The sequence below is a fragment of the Streptomyces sp. NPDC091387 genome, assembly GCF_044756945.1.
GTDB lineage: Bacteria > Actinomycetota > Actinomycetes > Streptomycetales > Streptomycetaceae > Streptomyces.
Genome location: NZ_JBIVTZ010000004.1, coordinates 24,385 through 46,898, shown reverse-complemented (window position 1 = coordinate 46,898; position 22,514 = coordinate 24,385). Strand labels below are relative to the sequence as shown.

The following is a 22,514-nucleotide window of genomic DNA, read 5'->3' as shown; positions in this document are numbered from 1 at the left end:
CCGGCAACATTCGTAAGTCACACCGAAACATTCGACAGAGGTGCGATCATGCGGTCGGGTATTTTCACTCAGGGCACACGTACGGCGAGATGGACCGCGGCCGGTGCCGCCATGGTCATGGCCGGCCTGCTGGCCGGATGCGGCTCGGACGGCGACAGCGGGGGCGGCGGCGGAACCCTCACCGCCTACGTCTACGGGGACGACGCCGTGAAGATCCAGGAAGCGGCGGTGAAGGAGTTCAACAAGACCTCCGACGTCAAGGTCAAGCTCGTCTCCGTCCCCGGCACCGACTACGTCAACAAGCTCCGCAGCGCCATGGGCTCCCCGAGCGCCCCCGACATCTTCTACAACTGGGGCGGCGGCTCCATCAAGCCGTACGTCGACGCCGGGCAGGTCGTCGACCTCACGTCGACGATCAAGAACGACCCCGCGCTCAAGGACGGCTTCCTCCCGTCGATCGTCGCCGCGGGCAGCCTCGACGGGAAGATGTACGGCGTCCCGATGCGCGGCATGCAGCCCGTGATGCTCTTCTACAACAAGACCCTCTTCGCGCAGAACAAGCTCCAGCCCCCCAACACCTGGGAGGACATGCAGAAGGCCATCACCGCCTTCAAGGGCAAGGGCATCACGCCGTTCGCCCTCGGCGGCTCCGACAAGTGGCCCGAGCTGATGTGGATGGAGTACCTCCTCGACCGGATCGGCGGCCCCGGGGTCTTCCGCGGGATCCAGGGCGGCGACAGCTCCGGCTGGGACGACCCCGCCGTCCTCAAGGCGGCGAAGACGGTCAGGGAACTCGTCGACGGCGGGGCGTTCGGCAAGAACTTCAACTCCGTCGACTACGGCAACGGGGGCGCCCCCACCCTGCTCAACAAGGGCAAGGCCGCCATGCACCTGATGGGATCGTGGGAGTACCCGACCCAGCTGGGCAAGGCGCCCGCGTTCGCCAGGAAGGACCTCGGCTGGACCGCCTTCCCGACCGTGGCCGGCGGCGTCGGTGACGCCGCGGACGTCGTCGGCAACCCCACCAATTACTGGTCCGTCAACACCCGGACCAAGCACAAGGACGCGGCCATCGCGTTCCTGAAGACCGCGGCCGCCAAGTCCTACAGCAAGGCCCTCGTCGACAACGGCGACATCCCGACCACGTCGGACGCCGCCTCGATGCTGGACTCCTCACCCAACCCGCGGTTCGCGCACGACCAGTACACGATGGTCCGGAAGGCACCGAGCTTCACGCTCTCCTGGGACCAGGCGCTGGAGTCGCAGATCGCCACCCCGCTGCTCACCGAGATCAGCAAGCTGTTCGCCGGCAAGTCGACCCCCGAGCAGTTCGTCGCCGCGATGAAGGCCGTCGAGTAACGATGTCCCCCATCTCCCGGTACACCGAGGTGCGTGGAGGAAGGAAGGCGGCCGCAGGCGACGTCGGCCGCCCACCGGTCGGCTGGGCCCTGCCCGGCATCCTCTTCTTCGCCGTCTTCGCGATCGTCCCGCTGGCCATCGCCGTCTATCTGTCCTTCTGCCACTGGGACGGGCTGAACTCCCCGACCCCGGTCGGCGCGGACAACTGGACCCGGCTGTTCAAGGACCACGAGTTCCGTCAGGCCGCCTGGCTGAGCCTGCTGCTCACCACGGTCAGCTGGGCCTTCCAGACTCCGGTGGCGCTGCTGCTGGGCGTCTGGGCGGCCGGCCGGCAGCGCAGCCGGACCTTCCTCTCCGCGGTCTTCTTCATCCCGCTGCTGCTCTCCACCACCGCCATCGCCATGCTCTTCCACGCCCTGCTCGACCCCAACTTCGGTGTGATCAAGCAGATCGGCCCCTGGTTCGGCGTCGATCCCAACATCATGGGCTCGTCCACCGGCGCCCTGCTCACCGTGGCCTTCGTCGGCGGCTGGCAGTTCATGCCGTTCCACACCCTGATCTACCAGGGCGGCGCCCGGCAGATCCCGGAGGTGCTCTACCAGGCGGCCGCCATCGACGGCGCCGGGATGCTGCGGCAGTTCTTCCACATCACCCTGCCGCAGCTGCGCAACACCATCACGACCTCCTCGGTCCTGATGATCGTCGGCTCGCTGACGTACTTCGACACCGTGCTGATCATGACCAAGGGCGGTCCCGGCACGGACACCACGATCCTGCCCTACCTGATGTACCGCACCGGCTTCCAGACCTACGACCTCGGCTACGCCGCGGCCATCGCCACGGCCCTGGTCATCGTCGCCACCGGTCTGTCACTGATTCTGGTGCGCTTCAGCGGCTTCGGCGCCATGCGGTCGACGCGGGAAGGTATGTGACGCCATGTCAGTCGACACTCGTCGTACGGCGCCGCCCACGGTGCCCACGGTCCGGGCCGGGGGCAAGGCCGCCCGCCGGCGCGGGAAGCGGGGAAACCCGCTGGCCGGCCTCGGCTCGCTGGTCTGGCTCGTCATCGTCGTCGTACCGCTGTACACGCTGGTCTCCTCGTCGCTGATGCACCAGGACGAGGCGCTCAGCGGCGACCCGCTGGCGTTCCCGACCGACCCGACGCTGGACAACTACAACACCGTGCTGCACAGCGGCTTCCTCACCCTGCTGGGCAACACCGCGATCGTGGCCGCCTCCACCGTGGCCATCGTGCTGGCCCTCTCGGTGCCCGTCGCCTATGTCGCGGTGCGCACCCGCAGCCGGCTCTCCTCGCTCGCCTTCCGGACCTTCCTGCTGGGTGTGGCCATCCCGGCGCAGGCCGTGATCGTGCCGCTGTACCTGCTGATCGGCAAGATGGGCCTCTACGACACCCTGCCCGCGATCATCCTGCCGACCGCGGCCTTCGCGATGCCGGTGGCCGTGCTGGTCCTGAGCGGCACCATGCGGGACGTCTCCGAGGAGATGTACGAGGCGATGGCGCTCGACGGCGCCACCCCCCTGCGGATGCTGTGGCAGCTCGCCATCCCGATGTCCAAGGCCGGCATCAGCACCGTGGCCATCTTCTCGGCGCTGCAGGCCTGGAACGGATTCCTCTTCCCGTTGATCCTGACCCAGTCGGAGGAGAAGCGCGTCCTGACGCTCGGTCTCTTCACCTTCATGTCCCAGTTCGGAGTGAACATCCCCGCCGTACTGGCGGCGATCGTGCTCTCCGTCGTGCCCATCTTCGCCGTGTACCTCGTGGCGCGCAGGGCGCTGGTCAACGGACTGATGGGGGTGGGCGGCAAGTAACGCACCCACGCCGCCCCGCACCACCGCACTCATGAGAGGAACCCCTGCCCCCATGGCAATCCCCGCTGTCCCGCACGCCCGCCGCACCGAGGCGGCCCCGGCCGCCGACGGCCCCTGGCGCGACCCCGCGCTCACCCCGCAGGCACGGGTGGCCGACCTGGTCCCCCGGATGACCCTGGAGGAGAAGGCCGCCCAGCTGTACGGAATCTGGGTGGGCGCCGACGCCGACGGCGACGGGGTAGCACCGCACCAGAACGACATGGTCGACCCGGTCGACTGGGACGAGCTCACCACCCGCGGCCTCGGCCAGCTCACCCGGCCGTTCGGCACCGCCCCCGTCGACCCCGGGGTCGGGGCCCTCGCCCTGGCCCGCGCCCAGCGCCGGATCGCCGGGTCAGGACGGTTCGGCATCCCGGCCCTCGCGCACGAGGAGTGCCTGGCCGGCTTCACCGCCTGGGGCGCCACCGCCTACCCCGTGCCGCTGTCGTGGGGCGCGTCCTGGAACCCGGAACTGGTCACCGAGATGGCCCGCCGGATCGGCCGCGACATGCGCTCGGTCGGTGTCCACCAGGGACTGGCGCCCGTCCTGGACGTCGCCCGCGACCTGCGCTGGGGCCGAGTCGAGGAGACCATCGGCGAGGACCCCTACCTCGTCGGGACCATCGGCACGGCGTACGTCCGCGGACTGGAGTCCGCCGGAATCGTCGCCACCCTCAAGCACTTCGCCGGGTACGCGGCATCGGCCGGAGCCCGCAATCTCGCGCCGGTCAGGGCCGGGGCCCGCGAAATGGCCGATGTGACGCTCCCGCCCTTCGAGATGGCGCTGCGCGAGGGCGGCGCCCGCTCGGTGATGTCCTCCTACGCTGAGGTCGACGGAGTGCCCTCGGCGGCCGACCCCGCCCTGCTCACCGAACTGCTCCGGGACACCTGGGGGTTCACCGGGACGGTCGTCGCCGACTACTTCGGCATCGGCTTTCTGGAGACCCTCCACAAGGTCGCCGCCGACCGCGCGGACGCCGCCCGGCTCGCCCTGGGCGCCGGCGTCGACGTGGAACTTCCCACCGTCCGCAGCTACGGCGACGCCCTCGTCGCCGCCGTACGGGACGGAACCGTGGCCGAGGAACTCGTCGACCGGGCCCTGCACCGCGTACTGCTGCAGAAATGCGAACTCGGCCTGCTCGACCCCGACTGGTCGCCGCTGCCCACCGCCCTGCGGGACGCGGACCCCGAGCGGGCCAGGGACACCGTCGACCTCGACCCGCCGGAGAACCGGGCGCTGGCCCGCGAACTCGCCGAGCAGGCCTGTGTGCTGCTCGCCAACCCCGGTGGCGCACTGCCACTGCGCGGCCCCGGCCGGATCGCGGTGGTCGGACCGCGCGCCGACGACGCGCTCGCCATGCTCGGCTGCTACTCCTTCCCCAGCCATGTCGGCGTCTCGCACCCCGAGACCGCGATGGGAATCGACGTGCCGACCGTGCTGGAGTCGCTGCGCGGCGAATTCCCGGGCGCGGACGTCGAATTCACCGCAGGGTGCGAGGTGGACGGCACGGACACGTCCGGGATTCCGGACGCCGTCAGGCTGGCCGGGAACGCCGATGTGTGTGTCGCCGTCCTCGGCGACCGGGCGGGTCTCTTCGGCCGCGGCACCTCCGGTGAGGGCTGCGACGCCGCCGACCTCTCGCTGCCCGGCGTCCAGGGCGAGCTGCTGGACGCCCTGCTGGCCGGCGGCACCCCGGTGGTCCTGGTGCTGCTCACCGGCCGCCCGTACGCGCTGGGGCGATGGGCGGACCGGGCGGCCGCCGTCGTGCAGGCCTTCTTCCCCGGCGAGGAGGGCGGTCCGGCGCTGGCCGGGGTGCTCTCCGGCCGGGTCAACCCCTCCGGCCGGCTGCCGGTCGGCGTACCGAAGGGTCCGGGCGGCCAGCCGTGGACGTATCTGCAGCCTCCGCTGGGGCTGGCGAGCGGAGTCAGCAATCTGGACCCGACACCGCTCTACCCCTTCGGGCACGGCATGTCCTACACCTCCTTCGACTGGGAGCCGGGCGATCCGGCGCCGGCCGAGATCCCCACCGACGGCTCGGCCGACCTCGCACTCACCATCCGCAACACCGGTGACCGCGAGGGCGCCGAAGTCGTGCAGCTGTACGTCCACGACCCGGTCGCCCAGACGACCCGCCCCCAGGCCCGGCTGATCGGCTACGCGCGGGTGCCGCTCGCCGCCGGTGCGGCAGCCGGGGTCCGGTTCCATTTCCACGCCGACCTGGTGTCCTTCACCGGCATCGGCGGCCGCCGCGTCGTCGAGCCCGGCGAGCTCGAACTGCGGCTCGCCACGTCCAGCGCCGCCACCGGCGTCCGCCGGACGGTACGGCTGCGCCTCACCGGGCCCGAGCGGACCGTCGACCACCGGCGGCGGCTCGTCTGCGGCACCTCGGTCGAGCCCGCCGCGCACTGACCGGCCGCCCGCGGACCTCCCCGCCGGACGTGCGGGGAGGTCCACGAAACTTTCGACACGTCCGACGAGCAGTGGGCCCGCCACACCTCCGACAGCGTCAGCATCACCAGTACGGTGCACCACATCGCCGCCGCCGGTGTGCGTGTGCTCAAATTCTGGATGGCCGATCCGACGGTGGTGCTCCAGAGCCTGGTGATCGGCACCGGCGGCCTCAAGCCCAGCTGCCTGGGCCCGGCCGGAGAGCCTCCGGCCGCACTGAGGACCCGGGAAGTCCGGGCAAGGGAGATGCAGAGCGAATGAACAGTGCGAACGACGAGGACAGCGGTGCGCCGGCCGGACACCTGGAGGTGACCCCGGTCGGGGCGGGGGTCGAGGTCAGGCTCGGCACTCCGTCGGGAGAGCTCTCGCTGATCTGCACCCCCGACCGGGCCCGCGAACTGGCCGCCGCCCTCGGCCTCGCGGCGGACGAGGTGGAGAGCGTGCGCTCTGCGGACCCCGTCACGGTCAGGGCGGACGAGCTGCGCCGCGGAGACGTACGCGACGGCGACCGTGCGATGACGGTGGACGGGGTCAGAACCGACGGGGCCACCGTCCACGTGACCTGGAAGTCGGGCGCCGGACGCAGCTGGAACCAGCTGTACGACGCGGACGCCCGCATCACCCTGCGCCGCCGAGGGCGCCCGGCGCACTGATCCGCCGCGCATCGCCGCCGGAAGGGGCGCACCCTGGAGGCACACGCTCCGGAGGTGAGCACCATGACGCAGACCGCTGTCGGATGGCACATCGAGCTGGAATTCGAGGAGGACACCCACCGCACCCGCGCCGCCGCTCTGGTGCGGCTCTCCGACGGGAGTGAGGTGCGCGCCCACGGCTACGCCAGCCGGCACCCCTCGGACTCCGGGCAGCCCCGGGTGGGCGAGGAGATCGCGGGTGCCCGCGCCCTCAACGAGCTGGCGATGAAGCTGCTGACCAAGGCCCACGACGAGATCGACGAGGAATCCGGCCGGACGTCCTACCCACTGTCCTGAGAACCCACTGACCTGAGGGGCGCGGGCCCGGACCTCGTACGGGAGGCATCGTAATTTGACGGACGTCGTAGTACGGGAGGTATCGTACTAGCGATCCTTCCGTACCCGGCGAAACGGAGTCCGTCGTGAGTGCCCTTTTCGAGCCCTTCACCCTGAGGTCGCTTGTCGTGCCCAACCGGGTGTGGATGGCACCGATGTGCCAGTACAGCGCCGAACCGGTGGGGCCCGACGCGGGTGTGCCCACCGACTGGCACTTCGCCCATCTCGCGGCCCGCGCCACCGGCGGCACCGGGCTCATCCTCACCGAGGCGACGGCCGTCAGCCCCGAGGGCCGGATCAGCCCCGCCGACCTCGGCATCTGGAACGACACTCAGGTCGCGGCGTTCCGCCGGATCACCGACTTCGTCAAGGCACAGGGCTCGGCCGTCGGAATCCAGCTGGCGCACGCCGGACGCAAGGCCTCGACCGCCGCCCCCTGGACCGGCGGCGGACCCGTCGGCCCCGACGCGCACGGCTGGACGCCCGTCGCGCCCAGCCCGCTGCCGTTCGACACCGGTCACCCCGTGCCGCACGAACTGACCGCGGACGAGATCCAGGGCGTCGTCGCCGACTTCCGCGAGGCCGCGCGCCGCGCGCTCGAAGCGGGCTTCGACGCCGTGGAGGTGCACGGTGCGCACGGCTACCTCATCGGGCAGTTCCTCTCCCCGCACAGCAACAAGCGCACCGACGAGTACGGCGGCAGCTACGAGAACCGCGTCCGGTTCGCACTCCAGGTCGTCGACGCCGTGCGGGAGGTGTGGCCGGAGGACCTGCCGGTCCTCTTCCGCATCTCCGCGACGGACTGGCTCACCGAGAACGCCGAGGACGAGCGCGAGGGCTGGACCGCCGACGAGACCGTACGGCTGGCCGGTGAGCTCCGGGCCCACGGAGTGGACCTGCTGGACGTCTCCACCGGCGGGAACGCCCCCCGCGCCCGTATCGCGACCGGGCCCGGCTACCAGGTCCCCTTCGCCGAGCGCGTGAAGCGGGAGACCGGTCTGCCCGTCGCGGCCGTGGGCCTGATCACCGATCCCCAGCAGGCAGAGAAGATCCTTAATGAGGGCCGCGCGGACGCAGTCCTCCTCGGACGCGAACTCCTGCGCAGCCCGTCGTGGGCGCAGTACGCGGCGCGCGAGCTGAGCGGCACGGTGCGCGCCCCCGAGCAGTACGGCTACGCGATCTGACCGCACCCGAGGCCATCCGCCCTCTCCGTGCGTCCGGGCCCGCCGCCCTCCGGCGGCGCGTCCGGCACGTACGGGGAGGGCGGCCGTGTGCCCGGCGGGCCGCGGCATTCGTTCACCGCGCATTCATCAGGGATGACGGTTGAGGCATTCCCTCCCGCGCCGGGGGGATCTACGCTCGGCCGCGCATCGATCACCGTTGTCGCCGGCTCCACCCCGGACGAAGACAACGTTGTCCGAACTCCCTGGAAGGTACCGCTACATGCCCACCAGACCGTTCCCCGCGGCCCGGCGCCTCGCCGCGCGAACAGCCGCCGTACTTGTCACCGGCGCACTCGCCGCCGCGGTCCTGCCCCCGGCCGCCGAGGCCGCGACCCCCACCGCACGCCCCACCGCCTATGTCGACCCGCTGATCGGCAGCGCCAACGGCGGCAACACCTTTCCCGGCGCCACCCTCCCGTACGGCATGATCGGCTGGTCGCCGACGAGCACGACGGGCGACCAGACGAGCACCGGCGCCGCGAACGGCTACGAGTACGGCGCCACCCGGCTGCGCGGACTGAGCCTCACGCACGTCAACGGCGCGGGGTGCAATCCCGGTGCGGCCGGGGACATCCCGATCATGCCGTTCGTCGGGGACGTCACCTCGTCGCCGTCCGCCGACACCAAGGACGCCGTCTACGCCGCGGACTTCTCGCACGACGACGAGCGCGCCGTCCCGGGCCGCTACACCGTCGGCCTCGACTCCGGAGCCACCGCGGACCTCGCGGTGAGCCGCCGCGCGGGCGTGGCCGACTTCGGCTTCCCGGCGGGGAAGCCCGCCAACCTCCTCTTCCGGGTCTCGAACTCGCTCAACGGCAGCGAGGATGCGCAGGTCGAGATCGACACCGCGCACCGCAAGGTCACCGGCTCCGTGCTCACCGGCGCGTTCTGCGGACGGCGGGCCAACGGGGGTACCAACAACCGCAAGAGCTACTACCGGCTCTACTTCAGCGCCTCCTTCGACCGCGCCTTCTCCACCACCGGCACCTGGAAGGACGGCACCCTCGCCCCCGGCTCGACCACCGGCAGCGGCGGCGAGGGCTACGCCACCGGAGCGGACCGGGCCGGCCGCGGATCGGGCGGCTGGGTCGGCTTCGACACCGCCTCCGACAACGATGTCCACATGCGGATCGGCATCTCCTACGTCAGCCAGGCCGGTGCCGAGGCCAACCTGCGCACCGAGATCGCCCCGCACGCCGACGTGGACGACGTGGCGGCCTCCGCGAGCCGCACCTGGGACCGGGAGCTGAACTCCGTACGCACGGGCGGCGGCACCGAGGCGCAGCGCACCACCTTCTACACCGCGCTGTACCACTCCCTGATGCAGCCCAACGTGATCAGCGACACCGACGGCCGTTACCCGGGCATGGACGGCGCCCCGCACCGGGTGGCGCGTGGACAGGGCGCGCAGTACAGCAACTTCTCGGGCTGGGACCAGTACCGGGCGCAGATACAGCTGCTGGCCCTGCTCAAACCGGAGATCGCCGGGGACTTCGCCCAGTCGCTCTACAACTTCGCCCGGCAGAACGGCGGCGTGTGGGACCGCTGGGTGCACATCAACGGCGCCACCCATGTCATGACCGGTGACCCCACCGCCGCGACCCTCGCCACGTTCTACGCCATGGGGGTACGGAACTTCGACTACGAGGGCGCCTACGAGTCGCTGGCGCGCCAGGCGACCGTCCCCGTCGACGACGGCCTCTCGGACGCCGGCTGTCCCGGCCAGTGCACCGGCCAGCGGCCCAATCTGGCCCAGTACCTGAAGTCCCACTACGCGCCGCAGGACGTCTGTCACTGCTGGGGCGGCGCCGCAGAGACCCTGGAGGACGCGGTCGCCGACGACGCGCTCGGCCGCTGGGCCGCACTGCTGGGCCGCGACAAGGAGGCCAAGGCGTTCAAGGAGCGCGGCGGCTGGTGGCGCAACGTGTTCAACGCGGCGGCCACCGACGGGGCCGGCGCCAACGGCTACGTCCAGGCGCGCAACCTGGACGGCTCATGGGTCTCCCCGTTCGCCCCGGGCAGCGAACTCGGCTTCGCGCAGGGCACCAGCGCCACGTACACCTGGATGGTGCCGCAGGACGTCCAGGGGCTGGCCGAGGCGATGGGCGGCCGGGACGTCGCGGCGCAGCGCCTCGACGGCTTCTTCCACAAGGCGGACGGCTCCTGGTCGGTGAAGGGCGGCGACTCCGTGCGCTACGACCCGACCAACGAGCCCGGCATCCACGCCCCTTGGCTCTACAACGCGCTCGGGCAGCCGTGGAAGACCCAGGCGACCGTCCGCGAGATCCTGAACACGGTCTACGGCACGGGCCCGAGGGGTCTGCCCGGTAACGACGACCTGGGCACCATGTCCGCCTGGTACGTCTTCTCCGCGCTCGGCCTGTACCCGCAGTCGCCGGGCGGCGGCGCCATGCTGCTGGGTGCCCCGCTGTTCCCGAAGGCCGTCATCGACCGCCCGCACGGCAGGGACATCACGATCACCGCCCCGGCCGCCGACGCCACGCACGCGTACATCGACGTGCTGACGGTCAACGGCAGGCGGAGCGACCGCTCGTGGACGGACGCGAGCCTGCTCGCGAGGGGCGGCACGCTGGCCTACCGCCTCTCCACGAAGGCGAACACCTCCTGGGCCACGAGCTTCCGGGCTGCCGCGGTAGTCGCGCGATCACCGGACGACGGGCCCCCGCGACCGATCGCGGGGGCCCGTCGCCACACGGGGCGACCCCTGGGCACCCCATCTTTCTATCGTTGAAAATTCTCTGTGCACGACTGTTGTTTTGCGTTTGGTGCTGTGGCTCAATGTTCGATTGTGTGCTGTGCCTCACAGGTTCGAGGCACTTCAGCTCTCTCGACAGGACGACGCCTTGAGACGACAAATGCCCCGACCCCGCGCTCTGCTCAGAACGGTGGCCTGCGCCGCCGCGCTGCTGATACCCGTCGGGGCCACCCTGGTCCCCGCCGCCGCTGCCGCCCCCGCTTCTTCCGCAGCCACCGCCGCTTCCGTGAAGGGGGCCGACAATCCGGCCACCGCCGTGCACGGGCTGAAGGGCGAGTACTTCAGCATGTCCGAGCCCGGCGCGCGGGACTTCGACAAGCTCGGCGGAGTCGCCCTCGACCCGGAGATCAACTTCCCGGGCCTCACCGGCACGTTCGAGTCCACGACCGGCCGGACCGAGAACACCACCGCACGCTGGACCGGCAGCATCCAGGCGCCCGAGACCGGCGACTACACCTTCTCCGCGAGCGGCGACAACGGCTTCCGGCTCTACATCGACGGCAAGGTGGTCATCGACCACTGGGAGCCCGACTGGGACAACGAGCAGACCGGCGAGCCGGTCGCGCTGAAGGCCGGCGAGCCGCACGCGTTCAAGCTGGAGATGTTCCAGGACACCGGCGGCGCCAACATGTTCCTGCGCTGGTCCAGCGCGAAGCTCCCGAAGCAGATCGTGCCCGAGTCGGCCTTCACCCCGCCGGCCGACTTCGAGGTCTATCCGGTCGGGCTGAGCGTCGCGGGCGACGGGCAGCGGCTCCAGGCGACGTTCGACGACAAGGTCGGCACGTTCTCCCAGGTGAAGGACCACCTCAGGATCGAGGCGGACACCTCGCCGATCCCGGTGAAGTCCGTCGCCCGCGCGTCCGGCAACTCCAAGGCCCTGACCGTCACCCTGGCCGCGCCCGTCCAGAAGGGCCAGCAGGTCCGTGTCGCGTACGACGGCAAGGGCGGTCTCACGGCAGGCGGCAAGGCCGTCCCCGAGATCAGCCGCACGGCCAGGAACCTCTCCACGCACCGGCTGACCACGACCTGGGGCGACAAGCTCGACCGCAACCACCCGCTGCCCGAGTACCCGCGGCCGCAGCAGGTCCGCGACCAGTGGCGGAACCTCAACGGCCCGTGGGAGTTCGCCGGAGCCGCGGCGGGCGAGCAGCCCGTGTTCGGGAAGAAGCTCGGTGAGCGGATCACCGTGCCGTTCCCCGTCGAGTCGCAGCTCTCCGGTCTCGAACGCCACGAAGACCACATGTTCTACCGCAAGCTCGTCACCGTGCCGAAGAAGTGGTCCGTGGACCAGGGCCGGAGCAAGGGCAAGCAGGGCAACCGGCTGAAGCTCAACTTCGGCGCCGTCGACTACCAGGCCCGCGTCTGGGTCAACGGCAAGAAGGTCGCCGAGCACACCGGCGGCTACACCTCCTTCAGCGCCGACATCACCGACGCGGTCAAGGGCAGCGGCCCGCAGGAGATCGTCGTCGCGGTCACCGACACCACCGGTGACGACCAGCCGAAGGGCAAGCAGTCCCGCAACCCCGGCGGCATCGTCTACACCCCGTCCTCCGGTATCTGGCAGACCGTCTGGATGGAGCCGGTCGCCCCCGCCTCCGTGGACACCCTGACGACCACCCCCGACATCGGCAAGGGCCGGCTGGCCCTGACGGTCAACTCCGCCGACGCCTCGGCCGGCGCGCGGATCAAGGCCGTCGCCCGGGACAAGAAGGGCAAGGTCGTCGGCACGGTCACCGGCCCGGCGAACCACGCGCTGAGCCTGCCCGTCAAGAAGCAGCACCTCTGGACCCCGGACGACCCCTACCTGTACGACCTCGAGGTCACCCTCACCGACGGCCGTTCCCAGGACACCGTCGACAGCTACTTCGGTATGCGCTCCCTCGGCATCCAGAAGGTCGGCGGCTACCAGAAGCTGGTCCTCAACGGGAAGCCGTTCTTCTCCCTCGCCATGCTGGACCAGGGCTTCTGGCCCGACGGCCTCTACACCCAGCCGAGCGACGCCGCACTGACCTTCGACCTGAAGGCGCAGAAGAAGCTCGGCTTCAACGCGGTGCGCAAGCACATCAAGGTGGAGTCGGCGCGCTGGTACTACCACGCGGACCAGCTCGGCCTGCTGGTCTGGCAGGACTTCGTCTCCTCCGACATCACCGGCGAGAAGGGGCAGCAGGCCTTCCTCTCGCAGGGCAAGCAGATGATGGAGCAGCTCCACAACTCGCCCTCGATCGGCGGCTGGATCGTCTTCAACGAGGGCTGGGGCGAGTGGGACCGCACCGAGACCGGCGAGATCACCGAGGCGGTCGAGGCCGCCGATCCCTCCCGCGTCGTCAACGCGCACAGCGGTGTCAACTGCTGCTCGTCCAAGGGTGACTCGGGCAAGGGCGACATCATCGACCACCACGACTACGTCAACAACGACGCACCGTTCCCGGACGACCGGGCGGCGATGGACGGTGAGCACGGCGGCTTCACGCTCCGTACCGCCGGCCACATGTGGCCGGGTGCTCCCGCGGCGATCTACAGCGGGGTCGCGGACAAGGACGCCCTCACGGCCAAGTACGTGGACAACACGCGCACGTACTACCTCGCGGCCGCCGGCGCCGAACTGTCCGGCTCGGTGTACACTCAGGTCAGCGACCTGGAGAACGAGCTGAACGGCCTCTACACCTACGACCGGCGCGAGATCAAGGTCGATGCCAGGAAGGTCCGGCAGATCAACGAGCAGGTCGTCGCGGCCGGTGCGGCCGCCGGCCACCGCGACGAGGTGAAGGGCGGCGCCGCCTGGAACCTCGACGAGGGCAAGGGCACCAAGGCGAGCGACCAGGGCCCCAACCACCTCCCGCTCACCCTCTCCGCCGGTACCACCTGGACGCCCGGCGTCCACGGCTCCGCGCTGAAGCTCAACGGCGAGGGCCAGTACGCCGAGACGGCGAGCCCGGTCGTCGACACCACCGGCGACTACACCGTCTCGGCCTGGGCCTCGCTCGACGCGCTGCCCGGCAACTACGCGACGGTGGTCAGCCAGGACGGCCGCCGCACGGAGAACCCGTTCTATCTCCAGTACGGGCAGGGCGCGTTCGCGTTCAGCACGCCGGGCGGGAAGCGGGCGCGGGCGGAGATGACGCCCGAGACCGGCAAGTGGTACCACCTGGTGGGCGTGCGCGACGGCGACGAGCTGAAGCTGTACGTCGACGGCAGCCTCGCCGCCACGGCCCCGGCCGGATCCGCGGACGTCAGCACCGGCCCGCTCTCCGTGGGCCGTGCCCAGTACGCGGGCGCGAAGGGCGACTTCTGGAACGGCTCCATCGACCAGGTCAGGGTGTACGACAAGGCCCTGACCGCGGACGAGGTGAGCAAGCTGCACGGTACCGAACAGCCGTAGACCGTACGGCACGGTGACCCGCTGCCTGCCGTCACAGCCGTGACGGCAGGCAGCGCCATGCCCCGGCGGCCCGGCCGGTCCGGGCGTCGTGTGAGGATCGAGGGATGGAACGGCCCGAGATCCGTCGCCGCCGCGACGACGACATGAAGGCGTGCGTCGAGGCGCTGGCCACGGTGCACGAGGCGGACCGCTACCCGGCGCGGTGGCCGGCCGACCCGGCGGGCTGGCTCACCCCCGACGGTCTGCTGGAGGCCTGGGTGGCCGTGGACGGCACGGACGTCCTCGGGCATGTGGCACTCACCCGGACCGACCGCGTCATGGCGGCGGATGCGGGCCTCCCGCCGGACGAACTGGCTTCGGTGTCAAGGCTGTTCGCCACGGCATCGGCCCGGCGGCGCGGAGTGGCGAGTGCGCTGCTCGCGACCGCGACGACAGCCGCGACAGCCATCGGTCTGCGGCTGGTCCTGGAGGTGGAGGACGGCGGCGGGGCCGCCGTCGCGCTCTACGAGCGGGCCGGCTGGCGCCATGCCGGCAGCCGCCCCGGCGACTGGCGGACCGCCGACGGCCGCACGGCCCTGCTGCACACCTACGTCGCACCGGCCGGCGCGACGCGGTAGCGCACCGGCCGTCGCCGCCGTCACGGGGAAGCTCCACGCGCCGGGCGGCGCGGGGAGCTGTGCGGGGAGTACGTGGAACGCCGCGGGTCGGACGAGCTGCCAGAGGTGGTCGTCGGTGCCGTTGTCGTCGAACTGGACGACGTGGGCGCTGTCTGCGGTGGACATGTTGTCGACGCCGAGGACCTTGCCGGTATGCCGGTTGCGGACGCGCTACCAGCCGCCGGTCAGCCAGGGCGAGCCGCCGGGAACGGCCGTCGGGAACGAGGTGATGCGCAGCCGTGCCGCCCCCATGGGGACGAGCGTGACCTCCTCCACCGGCTCCGTGCTGCGGGCCGGACTGTCCTGGAGCGGGGTGACGACGTGCTCGCCGTCCGCGGTCCACTCCGGGATCCGGCGGGCCCGCGCGGTCGTGGTCAGCGGGGTGCCGTCGAGGGTGAACGGGTTGGCGTCCCTGGGGCGGCGGACCGTGTGGGGGCGCAGTGAGGCGGCCCGCTTCCTCCCGTCCAGGACGAGCCCGTAGTTCCACGGACCGGTGGCATGCACCTCGTACTCCGGGAACCGGTCGGTGCCGCCGATGCGCCGGTACTCCTCACCGATCCGCAGGGAGTACGTGAGCGGGCCGCGGTCCACGCTGACGGAGCCGTGGTTGCGCCCCCAGGTGCGGACGGTGGTCGTCTGCGGGAAGCGCGGAGTCACTCTGTCGCCGTCGGACCAGCTGCGCTCGACGCGGGTGAAGGCGGGACCGGCAGGGGCGTCCACAAGGCGCCCGTTCACCTCGATCTCCGGGGCGTCGCACCAGGCGGGCACTCGCAGCACCAGCGGGAAGCGCAGTCGCGCGGGCGCCTTCAGGCGCAGCGTGTCCGTGAACGGGTATCCGGTCTCCTCTGTGAAGGTGACCTCGGTGCCGCCGGCGACCTTCGCGGTGACCTAGCAGGCGGCGTACATTGCGGCGACGAGCCCCCCTGTCGGGGGTGGCGAGCCGGAGCTCCTCGGTGAAGTAGGGCCAGCCCATGCCGTAGTTGTGCGGGCAGCAGCGGTACTGGTCGACGCCGGGCAGGAACGCCTGCATGGCGAAGCCGTTCTGGAACTGCCGGTCCTTCTTGGCGGCGTTGTCCAGATCGACGCTGTTGGCGCTGGTGATGTAGTGCACCGCCCGGCCCGAGGGGTCGAGGGCGGCCGGCAGCGAGTTGAACGCCAGCTCCTCGCAGCGGTCGGCCCACAGCGGATCGCCGGTGATCCGGGTGAGCAACTGGTGGCCGGCCATGAACTCGACGATCCCGCAGGTCTCGAAGCCCTGCCGGGGGTCGCCGTGCCCGGGGCGCGCGTTCTCGTCCACGGCGAAGCCGCCGCCCGGGAACCGGCCGTACTGGTCCGTAGCCTTGCCGTACGTCCCGTACGTGTTGCGGGTGTCCTGGGCCGAACCGCTGCGCAGCGCGTGCTGGGCGGGCTCGCGGAAGCCCTGCGCGATGTTGACGTTGTGCGGGTTGACCAGGTTTCGCCCCAGTCGGCGCCGTTAGCGTGGATCTTGTCGGCGAGGTCCAGCAGGAAGGTGTCACCGGTGCGGTTGAAGAGCCAGAACACGCTGTCCAGGCCGTCGCCCCAGCGCAGCGCGATCCAGCTGGTGTTGAAGGCCCCCGGCCCCTGGGCGTTCATGTAGCGGAAGAACCTGCTGAGGAACGGGATGACGCGGGTGTCGCCGGAGTACTCCTGCCAGGAGCGCAGTGCCTGGACCAGCGGCAGGAAGGGCCAGAAGTCCGGGCCGCCGTTCAGTGACGTACGCAGTTACTTCGGGCCGAAGAAGCCGTCGGACTGCTGGGTGGCGAGGATCGCGTCGAACCAGCGGCGGACGGCCGCCGGCGCCTTGGCGTCACCGGTGACGATCGCCAGGTCGGTGTACCCGCGCAGCCAGTACGGGACCTCCTCCCAGCCGCCCAGTTCGGGGCGGACCCAGTAGGTGGCGCCGAAGTCGAGGAAGTGCGAGAACTCCTCGTACCGGCCGCAGAGGCCGTCCAGCTGGAGTCCCAGCTGTCCGGCCAGCCAGCCGCGCGCGGTGACCCGGCCCGGCGGCAGTTTCAGGAACGCCGTCGGGTGCAGGGGCGCGGCGTTGGGGGAGTAGTGACCGCCGTGAGCCGGTCTGGTCCGGTGCTCGGCCGCGGTCGCGGTGGTGGCCCAGCGGCCGGTCGCCGCCGTGGTGGCGGCGGCCGTGGCCACTGCGCCCGCCATGAGTTGTCCGCGGTTCAGGGGAATGGAGAGGGGTCTCCTGCTCTCTGCCGGCCGTGCGGGGACTCCGGCTCGGGGAAGGCGCATGACACGTGCGGGCTGCCGTGACGCACCGGTCCGGGGGGGGATGCCGGGGCGTGCGCACGGCAAGGAGCGCCGTCGCGGCCGGAGGGCTGCACGGCAACGTTCTTGCAACGTTGGAAAAATTACTGCCGGCGGTATGACAACACGGTGTCGAGCGACTGTCCAGGGGTGCGGCGGCAACCGGCGGGCCGGGGGCGCCGTTCGGCCGCGGGCAACTCCGACACATTTTGGAAACGCATCGACAACGCTCTTGCCGCCCGTGCCGCGCCGCCTATATAACGTTGTAAACCGAGCCGCCGAGAGGCCGCGCAGACTCTCACGACCGCAGTTCGTGCAGCTGGGGCCCACCCCCGTGAAGCACTGGCGGGGGTCGTGAGCAATGCAGTGACATCAGCCGCCGAGCGGCCGATGCATCGTCCAGCCATGCCCGACCGCACGCCCGTCGGCGTGCCGTCAACCCGCCAAGGAGCTCCCGCGCATGATGATCCAGCGCCGAACCCGTACCCTCGCCGTGGCCTGCCTCCTCGCCGCCACCGCCACGCTGGCCGCCTCCGGCTGCTCCAAGTCGGAGGGCTCGGACAACGCGAGCGCTGACAGCAGCCAGGGCGCCCAGGCGGCCAAGTCCCCCGATTCCTCGTCCGGTTCCGGCTGCTCGCTGCAGACCTACGGGTCGCCCGAGCTGGACCTGAAGGACGCGGTGGTCGGCTTCTCCCAGTCGGAGAAGGAGGCCAACCCGTTCCGGATCGCCGAGACCCAGTCCATCAAGGACGAGGCCAAGAAGGTCGGCGTCAAGAAGCTGCTCACCACCAACGCCCAGTCGCAGCTGTCCAAGCAGATCAGCGACATCCAGGACATGCTGTCCCAGGGCGCCCAGTTCCTCATCGTCGCCCCGCTGAACTCGGACGGCCTGGAGCCGGCGCTGAAGGCCGCCGCCGCCAAGAAGGTCCCGGTCCTCACCGTCGACCGCAAGCTCAACTCCACCGCGTGCAAGGACTACGTGGCCTTCCTCGGCTCCGACTTCGTCGAGCAGGGCAAGCGCGCGGCGGACGCGATGATCAAGACGACCGGCGGCAAGGGCAAGGTCGCCATCCTCCTCGGCGCCTCCGGCAACAACGTCACCACCGACCGCACCAAGGGCTTCGTCGACCAGCTCAAGGCCAAGGCGCCCGGCCTGAAGATCGTCGCCCAGCAGACCGGCGAGTTCGCCCGCGACAAGGGCCAGCAGGTCATGGAGCAGCTCATCCAGTCCAAGCCCGACATCACCGCCGTCTACGCGGAGAACGACGAGATGGGTCTCGGCGCCGTCACCGCGCTGAAGGCCGCCGGCAAGAAGCCCGGCAAGGACGTCAAGATCGTCTCCGTCGACGGCACCCGCAACGCCGTCCAGGCTCTGGTCAACGGCGAGTACAACGCCGTCATCGAGTCGAACCCGCGCTTCGGCCCGCTGGCCTTCGCGACCGCCCAGAAGTTCTACGGCGGCGAGGAGATCCCGGAGAACGTCATCATCTCCGACCGTGCCTACGACGAGTCCAACGCCAAGGCCTCGCTCGGCGGCGCGTTCTGAACAGGACCCGCCCCACCTGCCCGTAGCACCGCCAGGCAGCCGCCGGACCGGGCGGGACGCGTACCGATCCGCACGCGTCCCGCCCGGCTCCCACCGGCTCCCCGGCGACGGACCGCCGCCATGACGCTCCCACCCGTCACGGCGGCCACCGGGCCCACACCCTTGGAAGAGCGGAAGGCCGAGACAAGCCATGGCACCACCCGAAGCAGTACCGCAGCCGCCGGAGCCGGCCGCCGACGCGAAGGAGGCGACCGCATCCGCCGCCGACGCCGGTGAATCCACCACGCCGGCCTCCTTCGTGAAGGAGACCACCGACGCGGAGCAGGCCCCCGCGCCGGCCGGGGCCGTCCTCGAAGCGCGCTCGGTGAGCAAGCGGTTCCCGGGCGTCGTCGCCCTCGACGACGTCTCCTTCTCCCTGCGCGCCGGGGAGACCCACGCACTGGTGGGGGAGAACGGAGCCGGCAAGTCCACCCTGATCAAGGTGCTGACCGGCGTCTACCAGCCCGACGAGGGCGAGCTGCGGCTGACCGGGCAACAGATCGCCTTCGCCCGGCCGTTCGAGGCGCAGCAGGCCGGCATCTCCACGATCTACCAGGAGGTGAACCTCGTCCCGCTGATGAGCGTGGCGCGCAACATATTCCTCGGGCGTGAGCCGAAGAACCGCTTCGGCCTGATCGACTTCGGCCGTATGCACCGCGAGACCACCGAGCTGCTCGACGGCTTCGGCGTACGCGTCGACCCGAAGCGGCCCCTGCACACCCTGGGCATCGGCACCCAGCAGATGGTCGCCCTCGCCCGTGCCGTCTCGGTCAACGCCCAGGTCGTCATCATGGACGAACCCACCTCCTCGCTGGAGCCGCGCGAGGTCGAGACCCTCTTCCGGGTCATCGAGGACCTGCGCGCACGCGGGATCGCGGTGCTCTACGTCAGCCACCGCATGGACGAGCTCTACCGGATCTGCGACCGCGTCACCGTGCTCCGCGACGGCCGCCACATCCACACCGGCGACCTCGCCGACCTCGACCGCATGCAGCTCGTCTCGATGATGCTCGGCCGCGACATGGCCGAGGTCCGCCGCACCGGCCTCACCAGCTTCGGCTCCGAGGGCCACGACGCCTCGCGCACCCCGGTGCTCACCGCGACCGGCCTCTCCCGCAACCACCAGCTCCACGACATATCACTGTCCCTGTACGCCGGTGAGGTGCTCGGCCTCGGCGGGCTCCTCGGCTCCGGCCGCAGCGAGACCGCGAAGGCCCTGGCCGGTGCGCTGAGCCTGGACTCCGGTGAGATCGGGGTCGGCGGGCGCATCCTGCGCAGGCTCACCTCCGCCGGAGCCGTCCGGGCCGGCATCAGCCTGCTGCCCGAGGACCGCAAGGCCGAGGGCATCGTCCCGGGTCTCTCGGTGCGCGAGAACATCGTGCTGGCCGCGATGCCGCGCCTCTCCCGCGCCGGTGTCGTCTCCCGTGCCAGGCAGGACCGCATCGTCGACATCTTCATGAAGCGGCTGCGGATCAAGGCGGCGAGCCCCGAACAGAAGGTCGGCGAGCTCTCCGGCGGCAACCAGCAGAAGGTCCTGCTCGCCCGCTGGCTCTGCCTGGAGCCCAAGGTCCTGCTGCTCGACGAGCCCACCCGCGGCATCGACGTCGGTGCCAAGGCCGAGGTCCAGAGCCTCATCGACGACCTCGCCCGCGAGGGCCTCGCCGTCCTGCTCATCTCCTCCGACATCGAGGAGCTCATCGAGGGCGCCGACCGCATCGTCGTCCTGCGCGGCGGCGCGGTCGCGGGTGAACTGGCGGGCGACGAGGTGGCAGAGAGCCATCTGCTCGAAGTGCTCGCCGACCACTCACCGGCGCCCGCAGGGAAGGCCCCGGCCGCTCAGGAGGACCCCCGATGACCCAGGCCACGCTCTCCACCCCCGCCGCCCGCCCGCTGGCGCGGCTGCGCGACCCCGCCTGGTACCAGGAGTACGGCGTGTACGTCGCCGTCGCGGTGGTGCTCCTCTTCAACGCCCTGTTCACCGAACACTTCATGACCGCGGACAACCTCCGCACCCAGCTCGTCCAGGTCGCACCCATCGTCATCGTTGCCCTGGGCATGGCCCTGGTCATCGGCACCGAGGGCGTCGACCTCTCCGTCGGCTCGACCATGGCGGTGGCCGCCGCGCTCCTGCCGCTCTATCTCGGCTACGGGCTGGTGCCCGCGCTCGTCATGGCGCTGCTGGCCGGTGCGCTCGTCGGAGCGGTCAACGGCACGCTGGTCTCGCTCGTCGGACTCCAGCCGATCGTCGCCACACTCGCCCTGTTCGTCGGCGGCCGCGGCCTGGCCCTCGTCATGGCGGACGGGCAGCTCAAGCAGATCGTCAACCCCGACCTGCTGTCGCTCGGCACCGGATCCTTCCTCGGTATCCCGCTGGTCGTCCTCATCGCGGCGGTCCTCGCGGTCGCCGTAGCCTTCCTGGTCCAGCGCACCACCTTCGGCCGCCAGGTCGTCGCCATCGGCGGCAACCGGTCCGCGGCCTCCCTCGCCGGACTGCCCGTGCGCCGGGTGCTCATCGGTGTGTACGTGCTCTGCGGGGTGTTCGCCGCACTGGCCGGCATCCTCGCCACCGCCAGGCTCACCGCCAGCGACCCCTCCTCGCTCGGCACCCTCATGGAACTCTCCGCCATCACGGCGGTCGTGGTCGGCGGCACCCCGCTCAACGGCGGTTCCATCCGGGTGCTCGGCACCGTGGCGGGCGCCCTGCTGATGCAGCTGCTGCGCGCCACCCTCGTCAAGCACGACCTGCCCGACTCCACCGCACAGATCGCCCAGGCGGCCATCATCATCGCCGCCGTCTACGTCGCCCGGGAGCGTCGGTCCCGATGAACGAAACCTCACCCGCACCGGTGGCCCAGGCCCCGGCACCGCGTAAGACCTCCGCAGCGGCAGGTGGCGGCGCGCCCCGCCCCGTGACCGGCGCACCACCCCCGCTCGGCCAACGGCTCGCCGAACTCCTCCAGCGCCAGGGCGTGCTCGCGGTCCTGCTCACGGTCGTGATCGTCGCGTCGTTCATCTACCCGACGTTCGCCACCCTGGACAACGCCCGCGGCGTGACCGTACAGGCGTCGTTCCTCGCCGTGGTGGCCCTCGGCATGACCATGGTCATCATCACCGGCGGCATCGACCTGTCCGTCGGATCCGTCTTCGCGCTGGGCGGCGTGCTCGCCGCCTGGGCCTCCCAATGGGGCTTTCTGGCCGCACTGTTCGTACCACTCGTGGCGTGCGGCGCGATCGGACTGCTCAACGGCTTCCTCGTCGCCCGCGCGGGGATGGCACCGTTCATCGTCACGCTCGCCACCCTGCTGGGGGCCCGCGGCATACTCCTCGCCCTCACCGACGAGGGAGCCACCACCTACCTGGTCCCCAAGGGATCGGCCTTCGCCGAGCTCGGGCAGGGGAGCGTGTGGGGCTTCGGCTACCCGATCCTCATCGCCCTCGTACTGTTCGGCATCGGCGGGCTGCTGCTGCAGCGCACCTCGTTCGGCCAGACGCTCTTCGCCGTCGGCGGCAGCAGCGACGCGGCCACCCTGATGGGCCTGCCCGTGGCCCGTACCAAGATGCTGGTCTACACGCTCAGCGGACTGCTGGCCGGACTCGCCGGCGCGCTCAACGCGGCCAGGCTTTCGTCCGGGGTCACCATCGTCGGCGTGGGCATGGAGCTCGACGCGATCTCCGCCGTCGTCATCGGCGGCACACTCCTGATCGGTGGCGCCGGGTCGATCAGCGGAACGCTCTGGGGCGTCCTGCTGCTCGCCGTCATCCAGAACCTGATCAATCAGATCGGCTCGCTGAACTCCTCGTACCAGTCGGTGGTCAGCGGAGGCTTCCTTATCGTTGTCGTCGTGGCCCAGCGCTATCTGGCGCGCAGCCGCAGAACCACTTGAACCCGTGCCGGGGCCGAGGCCCC

General features: G+C 70.9%; 15 protein-coding genes and 1 pseudogene. 15 read left to right on the top strand and 1 reads right to left on the bottom strand.

Going from position 1 to position 22,514, the window contains the following annotated elements; translation table 11 throughout:
• Nucleotides 1-111: 111 nt before the first annotated feature.
• The 11 genes from ACIQM0_RS09605 to ACIQM0_RS09555 all read left to right on the top strand — a co-directional run bounded on the left by ACIQM0_RS09605 (nt 112) and on the right by ACIQM0_RS09555 (nt 14,700).
• Nucleotides 112-1,359, top strand: a complete 1,248-nt coding sequence (locus ACIQM0_RS09605) for an extracellular solute-binding protein (protein WP_401285789.1) — start codon at nt 112-114, stop codon at nt 1,357-1,359.
• Nucleotides 1,360-1,361: 2 nt separating this feature from the next.
• The gene (locus ACIQM0_RS09600; protein ID WP_401285213.1) at nt 1,362-2,291 is read left to right on the top strand and encodes a carbohydrate ABC transporter permease; all 930 of its coding nucleotides are present in this window, start codon (nt 1,362-1,364) and stop codon (nt 2,289-2,291) included.
• Between the two features lie 4 nt (nt 2,292-2,295).
• Nucleotides 2,296-3,189, top strand: coding sequence for a carbohydrate ABC transporter permease (locus tag ACIQM0_RS09595; RefSeq protein ID WP_401285210.1), 894 nt, complete (start codon nt 2,296-2,298; stop codon nt 3,187-3,189).
• A 52-nt stretch (nt 3,190-3,241) separates the two neighbouring features.
• Entirely contained in the window at nt 3,242-5,638 is a 2,397-nt protein-coding gene (locus tag ACIQM0_RS09590) for a glycoside hydrolase family 3 N-terminal domain-containing protein (protein WP_401285207.1), read from the top strand.
• Nucleotides 5,639-5,752: 114 nt separating this feature from the next.
• Nucleotides 5,753-5,938: a hypothetical protein gene (locus tag ACIQM0_RS09585; protein WP_401285205.1), complete on the top strand. Its 186-nt coding sequence runs from the start codon at nt 5,753-5,755 to the stop codon at nt 5,936-5,938.
• On the top strand, nt 5,935-6,330 hold the full coding sequence (locus tag ACIQM0_RS09580) for a hypothetical protein (RefSeq protein WP_401285202.1): 396 nt from the start codon (nt 5,935-5,937) through the stop codon (nt 6,328-6,330). The genes ACIQM0_RS09585 and ACIQM0_RS09580 overlap by 4 nt, the downstream gene beginning before the upstream one ends.
• 63 nt (nt 6,331-6,393) lie before the next feature.
• Nucleotides 6,394-6,666 carry a DUF1876 domain-containing protein gene (locus ACIQM0_RS09575; protein WP_401285199.1) on the top strand — a complete coding sequence of 91 codons (273 nt, stop codon included), beginning with the start codon at nt 6,394-6,396 and terminating at the stop codon, nt 6,664-6,666.
• A 125-nt stretch (nt 6,667-6,791) separates the two neighbouring features.
• Entirely contained in the window at nt 6,792-7,889 is a 1,098-nt protein-coding gene (locus ACIQM0_RS09570; protein ID WP_401285196.1) for an NADH:flavin oxidoreductase/NADH oxidase, read from the top strand.
• 259 nt (nt 7,890-8,148) lie between these two features.
• On the top strand, nt 8,149-10,680 hold the full coding sequence (locus ACIQM0_RS09565) for a GH92 family glycosyl hydrolase (RefSeq protein WP_401285193.1): 2,532 nt from the start codon (nt 8,149-8,151) through the stop codon (nt 10,678-10,680).
• Between the two features lie 124 nt (nt 10,681-10,804).
• Entirely contained in the window at nt 10,805-14,083 is a 3,279-nt protein-coding gene (locus ACIQM0_RS09560; RefSeq protein ID WP_401285190.1) for a LamG-like jellyroll fold domain-containing protein, read from the top strand.
• Nucleotides 14,084-14,187: 104 nt separating this feature from the next.
• Nucleotides 14,188-14,700 (top strand): GNAT family N-acetyltransferase, encoded by a 513-nt coding sequence (locus ACIQM0_RS09555; RefSeq protein WP_401285187.1) that lies wholly within the window; start codon nt 14,188-14,190, stop codon nt 14,698-14,700.
• A gap of 90 nt (nt 14,701-14,790) precedes the next feature.
• On the opposite strand, the pseudogene ACIQM0_RS09550 reads toward ACIQM0_RS09555, so the two are convergent.
• Nucleotides 14,791-16,947: pseudogene (locus ACIQM0_RS09550) on the bottom strand (beta-L-arabinofuranosidase domain-containing protein); the annotation flags it as partial.
• A gap of 535 nt (nt 16,948-17,482) precedes the next feature.
• Between ACIQM0_RS09550 and ACIQM0_RS09545 the strand changes: the two are divergent.
• The 4 genes from ACIQM0_RS09545 to ACIQM0_RS09530 all read left to right on the top strand — a co-directional run bounded on the left by ACIQM0_RS09545 (nt 17,483) and on the right by ACIQM0_RS09530 (nt 22,491).
• Nucleotides 17,483-18,568, top strand: coding sequence for an ABC transporter substrate-binding protein (locus ACIQM0_RS09545; protein ID WP_401285184.1), 1,086 nt, complete (start codon nt 17,483-17,485; stop codon nt 18,566-18,568).
• 190 nt (nt 18,569-18,758) lie between these two features.
• Complete coding sequence (locus tag ACIQM0_RS09540) at nt 18,759-20,462, top strand: sugar ABC transporter ATP-binding protein (RefSeq protein WP_401285181.1); 1,704 nt, start codon at nt 18,759-18,761, stop codon at nt 20,460-20,462.
• Nucleotides 20,459-21,433, top strand: a complete 975-nt coding sequence (locus ACIQM0_RS09535) for an ABC transporter permease (protein WP_266412749.1) — start codon at nt 20,459-20,461, stop codon at nt 21,431-21,433. Before ACIQM0_RS09540 ends, ACIQM0_RS09535 begins: the two co-directional genes overlap by 4 nt.
• Nucleotides 21,430-22,491: an ABC transporter permease gene (locus ACIQM0_RS09530; protein WP_363029935.1), complete on the top strand. Its 1,062-nt coding sequence runs from the start codon at nt 21,430-21,432 to the stop codon at nt 22,489-22,491. The genes ACIQM0_RS09535 and ACIQM0_RS09530 overlap by 4 nt, the downstream gene beginning before the upstream one ends.
• The last annotated feature ends 23 nt before the right edge of the window (nt 22,492-22,514 follow it).

Excerpts from the sequence above, each read along its gene's own strand:
- ACIQM0_RS09600 (WP_401285213.1), top strand. The coding sequence starts at position 1,362 with ATGTCCCCCATCTCCCGGTACACCGAGGTGCGTGGAGGAAGGAAGGCG.
- ACIQM0_RS09555 (WP_401285187.1), top strand. The coding sequence starts at position 14,188 with ATGGAACGGCCCGAGATCCGTCGCCGCCGCGACGACGACATGAAGGCG.
- ACIQM0_RS09565 (WP_401285193.1), top strand. The coding sequence starts at position 8,149 with ATGCCCACCAGACCGTTCCCCGCGGCCCGGCGCCTCGCCGCGCGAACA.
- ACIQM0_RS09535 (WP_266412749.1), top strand. The coding sequence starts at position 20,459 with ATGACCCAGGCCACGCTCTCCACCCCCGCCGCCCGCCCGCTGGCGCGG.
- ACIQM0_RS09545 (WP_401285184.1), top strand. The coding sequence starts at position 17,483 with ATGATGATCCAGCGCCGAACCCGTACCCTCGCCGTGGCCTGCCTCCTC.
- ACIQM0_RS09605 (WP_401285789.1), top strand. The coding sequence starts at position 112 with ATGGTCATGGCCGGCCTGCTGGCCGGATGCGGCTCGGACGGCGACAGC.
- ACIQM0_RS09580 (WP_401285202.1), top strand. The coding sequence starts at position 5,935 with ATGAACAGTGCGAACGACGAGGACAGCGGTGCGCCGGCCGGACACCTG.
- ACIQM0_RS09540 (WP_401285181.1), top strand. The coding sequence starts at position 18,759 with ATGGCACCACCCGAAGCAGTACCGCAGCCGCCGGAGCCGGCCGCCGAC.
- ACIQM0_RS09530 (WP_363029935.1), top strand. The coding sequence starts at position 21,430 with ATGAACGAAACCTCACCCGCACCGGTGGCCCAGGCCCCGGCACCGCGT.
- ACIQM0_RS09590 (WP_401285207.1), top strand. The coding sequence starts at position 3,242 with ATGGCAATCCCCGCTGTCCCGCACGCCCGCCGCACCGAGGCGGCCCCG.
- ACIQM0_RS09575 (WP_401285199.1), top strand. The coding sequence starts at position 6,394 with ATGACGCAGACCGCTGTCGGATGGCACATCGAGCTGGAATTCGAGGAG.
- ACIQM0_RS09595 (WP_401285210.1), top strand. The coding sequence starts at position 2,296 with ATGTCAGTCGACACTCGTCGTACGGCGCCGCCCACGGTGCCCACGGTC.
- ACIQM0_RS09560 (WP_401285190.1), top strand. The coding sequence starts at position 10,805 with ATGCCCCGACCCCGCGCTCTGCTCAGAACGGTGGCCTGCGCCGCCGCG.